Source organism: Microbulbifer sp. Q7, from assembly GCF_001639145.1.
Lineage (GTDB): Bacteria > Pseudomonadota > Gammaproteobacteria > Pseudomonadales > Cellvibrionaceae > Microbulbifer.
On sequence record NZ_LROY01000002.1, the window covers coordinates 1713852 to 1730410 of the forward strand.

General features: G+C 56.1%; 7 protein-coding genes. All 7 read right to left on the minus strand.

Translation table 11 applies throughout. The features are described 5' to 3' along the window. Nucleotides 1-293: 293 nt before the first annotated feature. Nucleotides 294-1148 carry a sugar phosphate isomerase/epimerase gene (locus AU182_RS12830; protein ID WP_066965861.1) on the minus strand — a complete coding sequence of 285 codons (855 nt, stop codon included), beginning with the start codon at nt 1146-1148 and terminating at the stop codon, nt 294-296. Beyond that, a complete protein-coding gene (locus tag AU182_RS12835; protein WP_227718255.1) occupies nt 1145-3715 on the minus strand; it encodes a hypothetical protein in 2571 nt (856 codons plus the stop codon). The genes AU182_RS12830 and AU182_RS12835 overlap by 4 nt, the downstream gene beginning before the upstream one ends. 83 nt (nt 3716-3798) lie before the next feature. Beyond that, nucleotides 3799-6870 (minus strand): TonB-dependent receptor, encoded by a 3072-nt coding sequence (locus AU182_RS12840; protein ID WP_227718256.1) that lies wholly within the window; start codon nt 6868-6870, stop codon nt 3799-3801. 361 nt (nt 6871-7231) lie between these two features. Beyond that, nucleotides 7232-8803, minus strand: a complete 1572-nt coding sequence (locus tag AU182_RS12845) for a hypothetical protein (RefSeq protein WP_066968102.1) — start codon at nt 8801-8803, stop codon at nt 7232-7234. Between the two features lie 132 nt (nt 8804-8935). Next, a complete protein-coding gene (locus AU182_RS12850) occupies nt 8936-10423 on the minus strand; it encodes an MFS transporter (protein WP_066965875.1) in 1488 nt (495 codons plus the stop codon). A gap of 113 nt (nt 10424-10536) precedes the next feature. Then, a complete protein-coding gene (locus AU182_RS12855) occupies nt 10537-12255 on the minus strand; it encodes a hypothetical protein (RefSeq protein WP_066968105.1) in 1719 nt (572 codons plus the stop codon). A gap of 437 nt (nt 12256-12692) precedes the next feature. Further along, nucleotides 12693-16409, minus strand: coding sequence for an Ig-like domain-containing protein (locus AU182_RS12860; RefSeq protein ID WP_227718257.1), 3717 nt, complete (start codon nt 16407-16409; stop codon nt 12693-12695). Nucleotides 16410-16559: the final 150 nt, after the last annotated feature.

A 16559-nucleotide genomic window follows, 5' to 3' on the forward strand; every position in this document is an offset into this window, starting at 1 on the left:
CCGCTAATTACGCGATACTCGGTCACTCTTTGGTGCCCTACCTCGACCTGCAACCTCCTGGCTGGCGCTACCGCCGCTAACCCGGTGTCGAGTCGTTGAAGCTGGGAGCCATTCGCATGGCGTGAGTCATCGCTTTATTGATCATTATTGTGTAGCAAAAATTAGCATTTCCAATCACAAACAGTCAACATCTGAATAGAAATGATTGTCGCCGCGACCATACGATGATTTTAGCGCCAATCACTTCATTTTGTTCGCTGCCCTTAGATGTAGCAAGACTCCACAGACGAATATCAAGCCTGGGCGTTGGCATACGGGGCGGCAGCGGTATCAAAGCTTTGCAGCTCGCGCCGCACCCGCTCCATGATCCAGCAGTTGTGCGCCCACTGATCGGCGATCGGGCCATCCCGGTCCGGGTGAGGGAGCATGTAGGGTGCTGGGCCAAATTCTGCGGTCAGTGTCAGTAGCGCCTGACCACGGGCCTGGGCGGCTTCGGCGATTGCCCTCCACCACTGCAGGTGCCTCGCGAGCGTTTCCGCGTAAACCGGCAGGGCGGGATCAATCACTTGCGATCCCTGGATGTGGCCCACCCGACAGTGCACATGAAAGCTGTGCTCAATCGCCTTCTGCATCGCCTCTTCCTGATCCTGCAGCAGGGACTCCGCCACACAGCACCAGTGGCTGAAGTCTGCGGTCAGCTTCAAGTCGGGCTTCAGCGCCAGGTATTCGGCCGTCACATGACAGGCGAAATTGAACCGCCCGCGGTGTGTTTCGTGATAAATCGGCAACCCCAATTCGGCACTCAATTTGTCCGCACCGGACAACAAGGCCAAGTTCTGCGAAATAATGAAATGATCGCGACCGGTGTGCGAGTTGATGAACAGGGGCTGTGTTTCCGCGAGCTGCTCGAGGCGGCCATAAAATTGACGCTGGTGGGCATCAAAATCGGTAGTAAAGGTGTCCCAGTGCTGCGCAACGTACAAAAGTTCACTTTCTTCCAGTTGCGCAACCATTTCACGGCACTGCCCACGATCGTTGGGGAACGCCACCTCCACGCCATCGTAGCCCGCGTCGCGGGCTTTTCTCAGAAAGGTTTCGAACGGCAAATGTTCGGAGCCCCACAGCGGACAAAGAAACGCAAGCTTCACGGCAATGCCTCCAGGCTGGCAGCAACAACGCCGGCTCCACGGGTACTATGCACCAGCCACGGCTCCCCGTTCACCCAGCGCACCTCCCCTTCATTCACACGGGTATAACCGTGGCGGTTCACACCCTCTCCGGTGACATTGAACACCGGTGCCTGATCAGCACCCGCCCCCAGATGGATTGCGAAAATACCCAGATTGTTGCGAATGGAACCCACCGGAACGATGAGCCAATTTTTGTAACCCGCAAGGCCGCCCATAAACGGCATTAGCGGATCTTCTCTGGGATACGCCGGGGTTTCGAAGAATTTAGGGACACCGGCCTCTCGCAAACGCTGCCGATCCAGTACCGTATGCCAACGCTCCCCGCCGTCCAAGCTCACGTAGACATTGTGGCTGGCATCACTTGGGTTGACCGCTGCCACCGCCAAACGTAACGACTCACCATCAACCCAGGCGTTCACGTCTTCAACCAGACCGGGGAAACGATGTACTTCCCGTTTCTCACCATTGCTGTAAAGGAACAGGCTGTTGCCAGTGGGATAGTACAAAGCGTTTGCTTTCTGGGGATGCGCCACCAGGCTGGTCTTGGGAAGCTCAACCGGACCCAGGTCCAGTTTACGGAAGCCATCGCCCTCCCCATTGAGTAACGCAGGCACGTTGTCACTCACGTAGATGCCCTTCCCTTTGAACCCCACGAACAGTCGCTCGGGCACCTGGCTATCGGCGGCCATTGCCCAGATACGGTAATCCCAGGCTTCCTCGTTCATGGGCACGCGGGCGTGATGAGGAACGGAGGGCAGGCCGTTCGCGCTTTCCGATTCAGGGCCAGTCCATTCGGCAATGCCACCGGCCAAATGTTGCCACTTGTCTGCCGGTGAATGCTGGACGAGCCGCTTGGCCCACAACCCCATGGGAATATCACCCGCGCCATAACCATAGCCAGTGCCCAGTACCACCACCGGCGGCTCCGTTTTCAATATCTCCACGGACTTTGATGCGGTAATCCGCGGAGACGGCCGCAAGTCACGAATCCAGCTACGGCCGTTGTCCCAACTCTCATGCAGGCCCTGGTCACTGAGCGCCGCAACAAAATAGTTCTCACTGGTTGCGAAGTCACCGTTATAGGTATTTACAAAGCCGCGATTGCGCCAGGTCACATGACCCTCCGCGCCGTTGCCTTCTCGGACAGCGGTCTGGTAGAGCACCGTTTCGCCACCGGATTTGGGGAAGCCCTCAGCGTGCAAATCCATGCGGCTGACGCCATGACCATTTTCCAAAATGATGGCATGGTCGCGCTGCCAGCTCACCGGCACGAAATCGAAGCTATCCACCTGCACATAGTTATCGGACCCCTGCGAGGTCTGCCAACCTTTTTGGCCACCCTCGTAATAAATTCGCTGCCAGTTGCCGCGCTGAGGGACACCATCGGCCACACTGAATTCCGAGTAAAACAGCGAGCTGTTGTGATGCTTCATGGTTTTACCCATCAACAACCGCACCTTGCCTGCCAGGCCAAACTCCGCTTGCCCACTTCTCGGGTCAACTTTAAGCCGCGCATAGCGCTGCCCTGGATTGGTATAGGCCTCACCATCGTACTCTGTGCGCGTCTCCCCGGGTTGTGCCAAACGCTGCTGGGCCAGCGCGGGGTCGCCGTCCGGGCCGGCATACAATTGATCGACCCTGTTCCACCGCGGGGAGCCTGCGGCAACGGCTTCTGCGTCCGCCGCAAATACGCTCGATACATGCATATCTCTGGCAAAGATCGCAAAGGCCGTCTTTCCATCCGGAGACACCTGAAAACCGAGCGCTGCGGAAAATCCGTCAGGAGCAGTCACCGAATTCCAGGTTTCACCACCGTCGGTGGAAGCATACAAACCACGCTCGGTGGCGATATATACGCGCTGATTGACGCTATCAAACGCCAACTGCCAGGCGTTCATCGCCTTTTTTTGCGCAGCGTCATACAAATACTTGGTAAAGGTCTTCCCGCCATCCCGGGATACAAATACAAGCCCGGGATGCGTGTCGCTATGTAAGTACTCCGGCACGTGTTGCGGCATATCATTCAGATCCACAATGTCCGGAGCACTCAGCGCCATAATCACGTGATTACTATCTTGCGGATTCACCTGAATCAGTTGAATCGGGTAGGTCAGCGTGTCTTCAATGGCTCGCCATGACTCGCCGGCATCCTCGCTTACCAGTGCCATGCGATGTGTTCCGAGAAACAGCTTATCGGGCTTTTGGGGGTCGCTGGTAAGCCCAAACACATTGATCTGAGGCAGGTCAGCCGACAACAGTCGGTAGGTTTCGCCACCATCATCGCTGCGATACAGCCCCTCCATGTCACTCATGACATAGAAGCGGTCTTTCACATTCGGCTCCAGATAAATGCTCTGAATTTCACCGCCGCCACCGGGAGCCCAGTATTCCCACTTAAATTCCGGAGCCACAACTGGAGTATTGAATGCCGGCGCTTTGGTCTGATCGCGATCAGCACAACCATGCATCGCACCGACCGCCACGCCAACCACCATTGCCGACATCAGGCAGACTATTGACTTCATTTTTATTCTCTCAATTCACCCACGCCAGAAACAAATAACCCCCGCAAGCGGGGGTTATCTGGCCTTCAAACACTACATCTTTTTTAGAAAGTGTAACGTCCGCCCAACATCCAGCGAGCGCCGGTCTCCTCATGACTGATCATCAGGTTTTCACCGCGACCATGAGAATTGTTGTTTTCATCCAGAATGTTGATTCCCTGGAGGAAAATCTCGGCGTTTTCGGTCAGCTCGTAGCTAACACTGAGATCGACCGTCTGGAAATCTTCAACAAAGATCGGCTCGATCAGGCTGAGTTCCTGAACGTGCTGACTCAGGAACTTGTCGCGCCAGTTGTACGCAATACGTGCCTGAATACCATTCTTGTCGTAGAACGCTGCCACGTTGGCAGAGTCACTCACCCCAAGCAGCGCCGCAGAACCTTCCAGTGTGTATGGGCTATAGCCGACATCGGAATTAATGATGGTGTAGTTCGCCAGAGCGCCAAAGCCACTCTCGCCAAACATATGCTGCACGGAGAATTCCCAACCATCAACACCGTTCTTGTCATCGCCATTGGTCTGCAGACCAATCTTGAAGTCGGTCAGCGGATCGCGGGAAGCGTCACCAACCACCTGCCCGGTACCCGGGCCAGTCACGGTTACACCCGGGGCGCCGACCTTTTCCTTCATAATCCACTGGAAAATTTCGGTAAGGTCAGTCAGCCCGGTTGCCATCGCTTCTTCCGCATACTGACCGAATACCGGGTTATACAAACCATCCAGATTCAACACAGTGTCAACGGTTTTCGGGAAGCCTGCGATTTTCTTGTCGAACCATGCAAGAGAAACGTAACTGCCCTCATCGTAATACCATTCTACGGAGAGGTCGAAGTTCTCCGCCTCAAGCGGCTTCAGGTTCGGGTTACCGGTACGCGCGGGCGGCGTCGCAACATTGATGCTGCGCGGATCAATGGTTACACCACCACGCAGGGCCGGCAGATTGGCGCGAGCCAGAGACTTGCCATAGCCGATACGGGCAACGACGTCTTCGGTCACATTCACGTTCAGGTTGAAGCTCGGCAGGTGGTACTCATAAGAGCCCTCTCGGGTACCCATGGTTTGCACCTGGTTACCGTTTGCGTCCAGCTTCGGAACAAACGCCATCTCGTTGTATTTCACCCAGATCACGCCGTCGTAATCAGAGATGGCTGAACTGGCGGTAATGTCCGTTTTCTCGTAACGATATCCAAGGTGCATACCGTAAGGCATGTCAAACAGCTCGGATTCCAGGTTGTACTGCAAGAAGGCTACGCGCGTATCCTCTTCCACTTCCTGGTAGTCAGAGAACTGATACTTGTTAGAGGCACAGAACACGGAGCCACAGGAGCCAAGGGTGGTCGCCGGTGAATCCTTGCCGTCCACATACGAACCGTAATTGGCCGCCAGGTAATCCATCATTTCGTTCAGATCGAACGTCAGGGCCTGCTGATACAGGTTGTCTTCGGTGAAGGTGTAGTTCTCACCAGTCCACGGATGCATCAGGAAAGTGCCATTGGGCAGCTGCTCGGCGGCGGTAACGAAGTCGCCATAGCTAGCATCAAAGCCTTCCAGGAAGTTGAACTGATCGAAACCACCGAAGCTTTCAAAGTCACCCTTGAACTGTTCGTAGTACCCGCGGCCACGCTCGACACGGATAGAACCAGTGGACCAGGCAATGTCAGTAGCCTGCAGACCAAAGTCCAGAGACTGATCTTCGGTAAACTCCCACTTACCGGAGAACTTCACCTGATCAATCTCGGCCTCATTGGTCTCACTGGTAATACGGTGCGTCAGTGGTACTACATCCGAGGGAACGACGTTGGGGTTGTTTACGTACAGGGAAGGAATCTCGCCAGTAAAGTCAACACCGACGGCACGGCGGGTCAGCGCCGCCATCTCTACGTCGGCTTTCGAACCGAGGCGACCACCGTTCGGAGAGACCTCATTGACCGAGCCGTTCACATCCAGCTCGAAATACAGATCTTCAGAGAAGTCCCAGGCAACATTCAAACCATAGGTCTGCAACTCATTGCGGACATGCTGCTCTTCCACCGCGAAGGTGGTCTCACCGGCGTTCGGGCCACCGGCAACTTCACCGTATACAATCGGTGCCTTGATCGGATCATCACTCCATACGGCAGTCGAGGAGGCGGTTACCCAGTCGTACCACAGAGACGCCTTATTGGTGACGGTATCGATATCCTTACGGAACAGGTTGTAGTCGGCGGTAGCGGTAATATTTTCCACCGGGCGCCACTGGAACACCGCCTGCGCATTTGCACGCTCATGCTGCTGATCGACGATGTTGTAGAAATTCATGCGCGACAACGCAAACAGGTCGCCGTCCGCCGGCTTGTTCACCTGGTTGTCGTTATCTACCGCACCCTGGCTGTTTTGCCAGTCGCGCGAGGGCTGCCCCCACTCGTTCGTGAGGATCGCGAGGTCACGCGCCTCGTTACGGCCGTTTTCGCGCTCTTGATAGTTTACCGCGATGGCAACACCAAACTTGTTGTCGTCAAAGGTGTTGGAGTAGATGCCTGACAGCTCAGGAGTAGAGCTCGCATCCGCAGCGGACTGGTCGTAAATGCCCTTGCCGCTCAGGATGAAGCGCTCACCAGGCTCGTTCAGCGGGCGCATGGTTTTCACATCGATGGTAGCACCCATGCCACCAGTTTCGCGGTTTGCCGCAGAAGTCTTGTGCACGTCGACCGCGCGAATCATGTCCGGCGAGATGGTGGAAAAGTCAAAACTACGGCTACCACTTGCCGATGCGGTCTGACGACCATTGATCTGCACCAGGTTAAAACGCGGCCCAAGACCACGAACCGTAACGCCTTTACCTTCGCCGTTTTCACGATCGATGGAAACGCCCGCAATCCGCTGCAGGGACTCTGCCAAGTTGGAATCGGGGAATTTACCCATGTCTTCCGCAGTAATGGCATCGGTGAAGCCCATGGAATCGCGCTTTACATCAGCGGACTTCATCAAGCTGCCACGAATACCAACAACTTCTACTTCTTCCAGAGTGGCATCACCAACCGCAGACTCTTGCGCAAGCGCGTGGCCAGACATACCAGTCATCGCTGCCACGACGGCAGTGGATAGGAGGGTACGGTTGAACACATTGTTCTTCAGCATATCTCTCACCTTTTTTATTGTATTGAAAGTGTGCAGCTGCCTTTGCTCTACGAGCAACATCCTCAAAATCAATCACGCAAAAAGCAACATGCAGAGATTATGAATCATTTGGGATCATTTGCAATCATTTTTGTTATTTTCCGCGCACGGAGGAAATGCCTCTGAATAAAGTACCGAATGCTACTTTAGACAACCGAATTTCCCCCCACAGGCCCCATAAATGGTCCTCAAACTCCGATCCGGAGGAACCCGCGTGCCAAGTTTCTTTGTAACAGATTAAGGATTCGGGCGCCAACCCGTCCATTCATCCACCGCCGAAAAAATCATAAACAATCACGCATGAGTGATTTGGCACCGGCAATCACCCCTCATTCCCTGCGCTCACGCGGTCCCTTGTTGCTGGAATCTCAACAATGGAGAGACTGTATGCGGGCAGCTCCACCGTCTCGGCCGACGGATAGCGCTGGCCAGTCACCGGCACGGGCCCCTGCTGCCAGACAGGCCCTTGCCCCTGATAGCGCACAGTCACGGCAGCGGGTGCCTCCTCGATCGCGGGGTACACCCAGTGACGGACGGAGGCACTCGGCTCCGCAAGCTTCAGGGTCAGCGGGCGCTCACTGCGGTTGATCACCCACAGGGATTGCCCGTGCACGCCTGATAGGGCCGCGCCATAGAGAGCGGCCTGCCCGGAATCCCCTTCAATCTCGACGCCCAGCGACGGGTTATCGGCAAAATGCAGCGGGTGCATCTGCGCGTAGTTCTGGGCCAGGCTGGTCAGATGCGCATAGAGCTGCCCCATCTTGGTGATGGTTCCTGATTGTTCATTGATGGGATGACCCAACCCCCAACCATGGTCGAGGTTATTGATGCTGTGGTGGTTGAGCACTTCGATGGCTCGCGGATTGTTCATGCCATTCAGGATGAAACTTGCCTGGTACAGGGAGTTCCAGCCGGTATCCCGCGTGGCGAGCATCCACTCGGCGGATTTCCCGGTGCCATGGAATTGCTTGTAGTAGGCAATGACGTTGTATTCCGTGATCCACATGGGGTAGTCGCCATAACGCTGCTTTATCAGCCGGGCGGCACGATCGAGCGTGGCGGTGGGATAGGCAAGAAACGCTTTGGCTCTTTCCGTATCCGTGGTGTACGGATCGAGCTTTTGCCGTTGCATCACATAGTGGTGCAGGATCAGCGCATCGAAGTGGGGGCGAAACTCCGGCTGCATGATCTGCCGGTTCCAGTTCACCATGGCTTCGGAGTCGTCCTGGTGATGCGCTTCAAACAGATCGTCCTCACGGGTAACGATGCCGATGCGCACGTCCGGATAGAGATCGCGAATCTGCGGGCTGAGTGCCGCCACGCGCCGGGCGTAGTTCAGGCCGCGATCCGCCTCTCCGAACTCGTTGCCCCAGAAATAGGTCTCGTTGTCCATTTCCACATACTGAATCTCGGCGCCGCGCGCCTTCAGGTTTTTCAGTGCCGCGATCTGATCATCCTCACGGGTGGTGAGGTTCAACATCCACTGAACTTCCGCATCAATGGCTTCACCAAACTCCAGAAACTTCTCCGGACCAAGATCACCATCGGGCACATCCCGCGTATCCTCCACCAGCTCCAGCATCCAGTTGAACGCGCCCGGCGGCCAGATTGCGGTAATTTCTTTTTCGGGAATAAAGTGGCCCCGCTGCCAGTCCCAGAACGAAGCCGGGCTGCCTGACGGATAGCGAATCCCCTGCGCGTTCAGTGCACGCAGCATTGCGCGGTAGGCGGGATCGGCCGCCGGGTCATCGCTGGTTTCGTGTACCCCATTAACACCAAACAGGCGCGGATTGATGGGCACGCCTTCACCAAGCTCCACGGAAACCGTGGCGGATTGGGCGATTGCAGAAAAACTGAGGGCAATGACGGTGAGGGTAAGACGCCAGTACTGCATTGTTTTCTCCATGACACTCGATTGTTCCAGGGGAGTCAGCGGCAACAGTGGCCGCGAACGCCTGGAAAGTTCGCTAAAAAAAACGCCACGGCAGTGCGTGGCGTCATTAAGGTACAACGGAAGGAAAGCCCTCTAGCTGGCTTCTTGCAGATTGGTCACTTCGCTGCGGTCTACCCGGTAACGTGCCAGGAACAGCAACGACAGAGCCATAACCGCCGGGCCGCCGAGGAAGGTGAAGTTGGCGATGGACCGGGCCACGTCCAGCTGCTGCTTGGTCTCGCCTTCAACATAGCCCATCAGGGTGAGCGCAAAGCCGCTCACCAACAGGCCCACCGAGGTGGCCGCTTTCAGAATGAAGCTGAACATGGCGGAGTAGGAGCCATCCCGCAGTACACCGGTTTTGCGGAAGTTCATTTCCGATACGTCGGCAATCATCGATACCGCCAGCGGAATGATGATGCCGCAACCCAGCCAGTACAGCCCCTGGAACAGACCAAAGCTGAGGGTCACCGCCCAATCGCCACCCTGGGCGATTGCCTCCAGGGACCCGATTTGCCCAAACAGGAAGAACATCGCCAGCCCGGACAGTGCACTGATCGACACCGCCAACTTACACAGGTTTCGTTTTTCGATGCGCTTGACCAACGGAATGATCGCCAGGGACCCCAGGGTAAACCCGACCATGGTGGAGCCGTGTACAAAGGACTTCTGGAAGGCATTGAGCCCCATGTAGTCGATGTAGGTGTAAATCTGCATTTGCGCGGTCAGCCCTACGCCAACCTGCGCCACCGCATAAAACATAAAGATTTTGTTCGCATGGGGGTCTTTCAAAATTCCCCAGACAGTGGCGAAAAAGTCTTTGAGACCGTTGCCGTGCATTTCCATCTTGCGGGAATCCACAATGAATTTGCGCGTCAGGTAGCAGCAGAGCACTACCAGCACCGCAGTGCCGATACTGATTACCAGGCCCATGTTTGCGTAATTTTCAAGAATTTTGGTGCCGTCCAGACGGCTACCATCCGCATTGGTGCCATCCTGGAAAAACAGGCTCCAGGCCATGGCACCGAAAGTGAAGTTGATGGCCATGTTCACCACCATGCGTACCGACTGCAGGCTCGCCCGCGACTCGTAGGTTTTGCAGATTTCAAATCCGAGAGCGGTGAACGGCACAACAAACACGGTGACTGCGGTGCGCAGTATCAGGTTCGCCACCAGCAGGTAGGTGAACAACAGTGTGTTGCTCGCCATAAAGAATTCCGGCACCGACCACAGCGAATAGAGGGAAATACTGGTGGCCAGCCCCCCCACCAGCATATACAGGTGGCGTCGGCCGTAGCGGCTGCGGGTGTTATCACTCACAAACCCCATCACCGGGTCGGTAATCGCATCCCACAGGGTAGTGATACCCAGTGCCAGGGCGGCAAGTGCGGCAGGCAGACCCAGCGCCTGGGTATAAAAAATCATCGCAAAGTTGCCGATGGTCAGCAGCGGAATGGCCGAGCCGCCGTCGCCCAAGGCGTAATACCAGACGTCGCGCTTGCGTGATTTGGAAGGCCCGGGCGCAGCTTCAGCACCGACGGGCTGGCCCAGGTTGGTTTCGGTTGCGGTGGTACTGTTCATTATGATTATTCCGTAGTTACCGCCCAGTAAAATACTGAGGTTCATCGCTCAAGGAAGCGGATAAGCACCAACTGGCTCCCATCCCCGCCTCGTTTCATTCTCTCGCGGGCTATTTATGCACCGTGACTGTCGTAGGCTACTGCCGAAAACCAGGATTTCGCACTGTCCGGGCTTTCCTTGTCTTTTAACGGATACAGGCGCAGCGTATCCGGCTTGTCTGTCGCCCAGGAAAAGACATCGTAAATGCTGACGTCCACATCCGACGACAGCACCACACTCAGGCTTTTGCCGGATTGCGGTAGTTTGTGCATGGTGCGTACTTCCAGCCCCGGCGCTTCACCGGTCTCATGCAATTGCGCCATGGGGATTGCCGGGTAGGCACTTGCCTTGTTGGGGCGCGATACCATCATCCAGGGGCCCAGGAATTGGGTGTAGCGACCACCCGCTTCCGGGACAACCGCTTCCGGCGCGCGTTCCGGCTGTGCATTCCAGAACTGCCATGCCACTGCAAATTGGTGACACGCGCCTTCGATGGACTTGCTGGCCCGCATCCAGTGCGGCTGATACAGGTTGACCGCCTTGATCCCGGGGGCCGCCGACAGATCGACGCTGTACGCCCGCAGGTCCTCACTCCACTGCATACGCACCCGGTCATCGCCGAACACCAGCTCGCCTTCCAACGGGTAGTGCAGGGTCAGGGTTTCATCTTCCAGGCGGGTCAGGTAACTGGCACCCTCCAGCATGGCCGCAGGTCCGTAGAGTGAACAGCACCAGTAGGACTCTTTGCCCATCTGCAGGTAATTGTTTTTGAGTACCAGACGCGCACCAAAGCCACCATTAATGTTCTGGTTGTAAAAGAACTGGTTTTCGATACAAAGAATCGCGCGATCCAGCCAGCGTTTCTCACCGGTCAGGTGGTGCAGCTTGAGGCACAGTAGAATCCAGTCGGAGTGCGAACAGCCTTCGTCATCAATATGTGTGTCGTCATCGAAATGACGGAAACGCTCGGGAATACCACCAGCCTCCAGCACAAACTCCTGCCAGACCTGCTCCAGCTCTGCAATCACGCGGTGTTGCAACGCGCTATCGCCCACCAGCTGCGCGTAGGCGAGGCAACCGCGGCGAATGGTTAGATAAGAGTGGGAGTGATCGGCTTCTTCCAGGGGCGGTGCCAGGTCGATAATGCGCTTGGCCAGCTCGAGAATACGTGCATCCTTGAGGACTTTATACGCTTCAATCAGACCATTGAGGCCATGGAAATAGCCGCTAGGGGTCACGGCATAGAACTCCGTTCCGCGCTCGGAGATTTTGCGCGAAACTTCTTCCCAGTATTCATACTGGTCGAGATACCAGTCCACATGCGCCCGCAACGCGGCAATCACCGGCTCACCGCCGTGTACCTGTGCATAGCTGGCGATTCCCTGCAGCATCCAGCCATTGCCGTAAGCCCCGAGCATGGTTTCAACGCCCGGCTTGATGGTCGCGTTGCCGTAGTGTCCATCGGCCTGCTGCAGGGCAATGGCTTTGTCGACGAGGGATTTGAGGTACGCCGGCGGATTGCCGGGCTCGTGCGAGGTGGCCAGGGCGTGGGCCCAGATCCAGCGCCCGGCAACATCGCCGTGACAGCAGGGAAAGTTGGTCCACACGGATTCATCATTGACGATCTGGCCCAGCAGATACTCTTCGGAATACGGCGGCTGGGCTACGGTGCGGAAAATCGAGAGGCCGCAACGATCCCCCCATTCCCCGCGCAAATGAAAGGCACTGGCCAACTGGCCATCGCCCAGGATCTTTTGCGGGTTGAACGCCACTTGCCGGGTCTCGATACGCATACTCATCTCCACTACCTGCTCTGTACTGCCACAGATGCGTAATCATCGTTGCCAGGGGGCACCCGGTATTGTCGTCGCGATAAACGCGCGGCTAACCGGGACTCCGCGCCGGCAGACTGCCAGAGCAAGCGGAACGCGATGACTTATTATGATTTATTTCGATTGAATTTGACCATGGAGGCGTAGGCCTGTCAACGACCGGTATCGCTCCCTGCACAAATCAATCTCCGCTCCCTTGGCGCCAGAATACCCCTCGATGTCCGCTTGCGCACCCTCCTCCGCGGTTTACGGTCCACCCACCGTTGGACGGTAAACCGCGGAGGAGAGTGCGCCGCCATATCGGGGCCATTCAGCAACCATAAAAAAAGCGGAGAGCCCGGACGGGCCCTCCGCTTCTGGTCATTTTCCGTTGCTGCCGTCGCTACTGCTACACGGGATCAGTTGGAAAATGAAAAGGTCGTCAGACCGGAATAGTCAGACGGCGTTAATCCGCTCTTCACATAGAGCGAGGTCCAGTTACTGTTGTCATTGGAGCCAAACACTTCAAATGAGGAGAAACCCCGGTTGTCGGCGTTCGGCTTGATCTTGACCGCATCAGGCGCAATCTCATTTCCGGCGCCAAGATCAATTTTGATCCAAGCCGGGAAGCTGCTGCCTACCGCCCAGCCAACATTGCTATTGTCGAACGCCGCATAGTCATCGGTTTTATTGGTGCTTGAAGTGACCTGGGACCTGGTGTTCCAGGTGAGCTTGGGGTCCGGGTAAGACTGACCGCCCACCATCCAGTGAATCTGCTGGATGGTCACGTCCAGCTGAACCGTCCCGTACCCGTACAGCATCAAGTAACGGTACGCGGAGGGTTGGCCACCACCACCGGTGACAGTCACCGTACAACCACTAGCAAAGCCACCATCGTTCGTCGTTACGGTAATGTTGGCCGAGCCGGCGGAAACGGCAGAAACCACACCTGCACCGTCGACGGTAGCCACACTCGCATTACCAGACGCCCAGCTAACGGACTTGTCTGTGGCATCCGCCGGCGACACCGTCTCGTTCAGGTCAACCGTGCCTCCCACTGACAGCGTCGGGCTTGCACAGTTATTAACTACAACGCCGGATACCGGCACGTTTCCGGGGCCTGAGCCACCACTGGATATGGTGCCAAAATCAATGTGCCCAGGGCAGTGCATGATTTGCGTATAACCACCACCGCCACAGGAGCCATTCATCCACGCCGACGTATTGATGGCACGGTCCTCAGCCTGATAAGTGGTGCCATCCACCCGCAGGAAATCCACCTCAATGTCCGTACCGTTATCCGGGAAGTACAGCTTGACGTTGCCATCCACAGGTACCGACACGGAGTAATCCGCATAGCTGCTGCCGCTGATATTCCAGGTATGCACGGTGGCGTCATTCACCCGCAGCTGCAAAGTATCACTGCTACCCTGCGCCATGCGCGCACGTACGGTGACCAGAGCGCCCTCACTTTCCGCTGCAACGTCCACCGAGCAGGTAGCGCTCCGGTTTCCGCTCACCGTGGTCACGGTAATTGTGGCTGAACCTGCGGCGTCTGCGGAAACCAGCCCATTGCTGCCAACACTGACCGCCGCGGAATTGTCAGAACTCCAGGTGACGGCTTTATTAGTGGCATTGGAAGGTGAAACCGACGCACTCAGAGAAACGGTCTGCCCTACTTCCAGCGATGCCGATGGACAACCATTGATGGCAACACTGGTGGGCACAACCTCGGATTGAGAACTCAGGGGCTTGCGCCAGGCACCGGCACCGGCAGTGGAAACGTAGAGGAATTTATCACCGCCATTTTCCACCACGCGCGCGGTGGTCAAGCCGCCGAAATGCAGGTCGCCGGTAATATCCGCCCAGCTGACATTGGCATTCTGGGTAGTGCTACCTGAAATCGTACCTTCCAGGACTGCGTAGGTTTTTTGCAGGGTATGGTCGTAGTGGGCCATGATCACTTTATTGTCGTAACCCGTGAGACCACCCTTGTTCTGGAACCGGAAGCTGTAGGCATTGGGACCACTGGTAACGGTGTTGTACCAGCCGTGGCTTACCAGGGCGCGGGTGTCGGCACTTTTCAGCACAGTCTTCCAGGTAGCGCCCTCATCCAGGGAAATGGCGCCAACAAAATTACTGCCATCGCCGTTTTCGTAGCTCACGCCGGAATAGAACAGAATCGCTTGCCCGTTGTTATCCCAGGCATAGACCTCGGCATCCCAACCGCCGCCGTTATAGATTTTTGTCCACGTCCAGGCGTCATTTGCAAACACGCCTTTGAACACACCAGAGTCACCACTGACCGCACTCAGGTAAACAATGTTTTCGTTGGTGGGGTGCGGGGCAATTTTTTTCACCGAGGAAATCTGGTCGGCGACACCATTGGATATTTTGCTGAACCATGGCTGGTTGCCCTTTTTGTGCTCATCGTAACCCCAGCCCACATCTTGCTGCATGTAAAGGCCGTAACCGCGAGAAAACACAAAAAGCTTGCCCGGGGACACCGGCGATTCCGCAATGTCGCTGACCAGCCCGTTCGGCAAGCCACCGCGCCAGGCATCACCGCCTGCATAAAACTCCCACTCGTCATCGGGGGAATACTGGTCGAGGTGCTTGATATAGATATTACCGGTACCGGCATGGCCACCGAACCCCGCAGCCATCTGCGCAAGAACGACTTTCTGTCCCCAGGCATCGGCAATTTCCACCGCCTGCACATCCGAGAGGAAACCGTTCTGGCGCATCCATACGTTGCTCCAGGTGGCACCGCCATCCCAGCTTTCCACCGGGCCGTTATCACCCATGCCCTGAATGACATAGTTGGCATGGGCATCGATGTCCCAGGTGTAGGTACTTTCAGTTCCACGACTGCCATAAGTGGCCACCGGAATGCCGTAGTAATCGGCAAAATACTGATTGGTGGTGTAGCTGTAACGGTTCACCCAGTTGTAGCTGGATCCGTTCCAGTCACCGCGGTAGACGGTTTGGTTTTGCGTAGACCAGATGGCCCGTGCCCAGCCTGCTGAATTGGGCGTATAGTGCGCAAAGCGTGCATTCGGCTTGCCCACGTCCCAACCATCTACCACGTCATTTTCGGTCCACACCTGGCTCCACGAAACACTCTGTGGGGACGCGCTGTTGTAACTGCTGTTCCAGTTGATCGTGGCTTCATAAACGCCTTTGCGTTCCTGATCCATGGAAATGATCATTTTGTGTGAACTGCCAGTGGAACGCGGATCGACCTCTGGCTGCCAGAAGCTGTAATTCGGGAGGCTTCCGGTCACGTTCTGCCAGGCGATGCTGGAGGTTCTGGATGCAAAAATCGCAGTTTCCAGATTTTCGCCCTGCTCCAGCCCGCTGTTGACGGAGGCATTGGTCTGATAAACCGCATAAACCACCTTGCCGTCGGGACTGATGTCCAGGCCCTTCGCCTGTCCATTGGTACCGCCTGGCGCACTCAACTGACTCCAGGATTCTCCGGTATTAGCGGATTTGAAAACACCGGCATCCGACGCGAGGTAAACCTCGTTGCCATTCGCAGGGTTGAACGTCATTGCGAAGACATTGCGATCGCCATAGCTGTTGGCGGTGGTCTTTTCACTCCAGGAAGCACCGCCATCGGTAGACTTGAATACCGTTATCTTGCCGCCTTTGGACATACCAAACAGGCTGTAAAACCGATTGCCACCGCCCGCATCATCGTAGTCATCTTTCCAACCGACCGCGGCCAGTACAATATTCTTGTTCGTGGGATGAATGGCGATCGCACCGATGGATTTTTTCTTGGTATTTTCAATCAGATTGAAAGTAGAGCCGCCATCATTCGACACCTCTAACCCGAACAGGGTACCCACATACATTTTCTGGTTGCCCGACTGCTCCGGGATACCCACCGCATACACCCGGTTCTGGTGTAACTCGCCTTTTGCATGCCAGGAGTTGCCGTTATCCAGTGACTCGTAAATACCCTCCATATCGGAGGCCAGAATCAGGCGTTGATTGATATTCGGGTCAGCGACCACATCCTGCACCTGGCCGCCGGCGCCGGGGTTGATGGACGTCCACTGGGCCTGGGCCCCAAGGGGTACCGTTGTGATCAGTAGGGTCATGAATGCCGCCAGGAGCAGCGTCATTCGCTTTGTCATCTTGAGTAGATTCATCGCTTTGGCTTCTTATTGATTATTTTTTGTGCGGAACAGCCTGGGTTCGCACCATTTACGACCATTAATGAGCATAAATGATCGACAACGCACGAAATTGAACCATTTCGAGGGGTGAAGTCA

What these genes read in the sequence shown, in the direction of transcription:
- AU182_RS12835 (WP_227718255.1), bottom strand. Translation starts at nt 3,715, where the DNA reads ATGAAGTCAATAGTCTGCCTGATGTCGGCAATGGTGGTTGGCGTGGCG.
- AU182_RS12840 (WP_227718256.1), bottom strand. Translation starts at nt 6,870, where the DNA reads ATGCTGAAGAACAATGTGTTCAACCGTACCCTCCTATCCACTGCCGTC.
- AU182_RS12845 (WP_066968102.1), bottom strand. Translation starts at nt 8,803, where the DNA reads ATGCAGTACTGGCGTCTTACCCTCACCGTCATTGCCCTCAGTTTTTCT.
- AU182_RS12850 (WP_066965875.1), bottom strand. Translation starts at nt 10,423, where the DNA reads ATGAACAGTACCACCGCAACCGAAACCAACCTGGGCCAGCCCGTCGGT.
- AU182_RS12855 (WP_066968105.1), bottom strand. Translation starts at nt 12,255, where the DNA reads ATGCGTATCGAGACCCGGCAAGTGGCGTTCAACCCGCAAAAGATCCTG.
- AU182_RS12860 (WP_227718257.1), bottom strand. Translation starts at nt 16,409, where the DNA reads ATGACGCTGCTCCTGGCGGCATTCATGACCCTACTGATCACAACGGTA.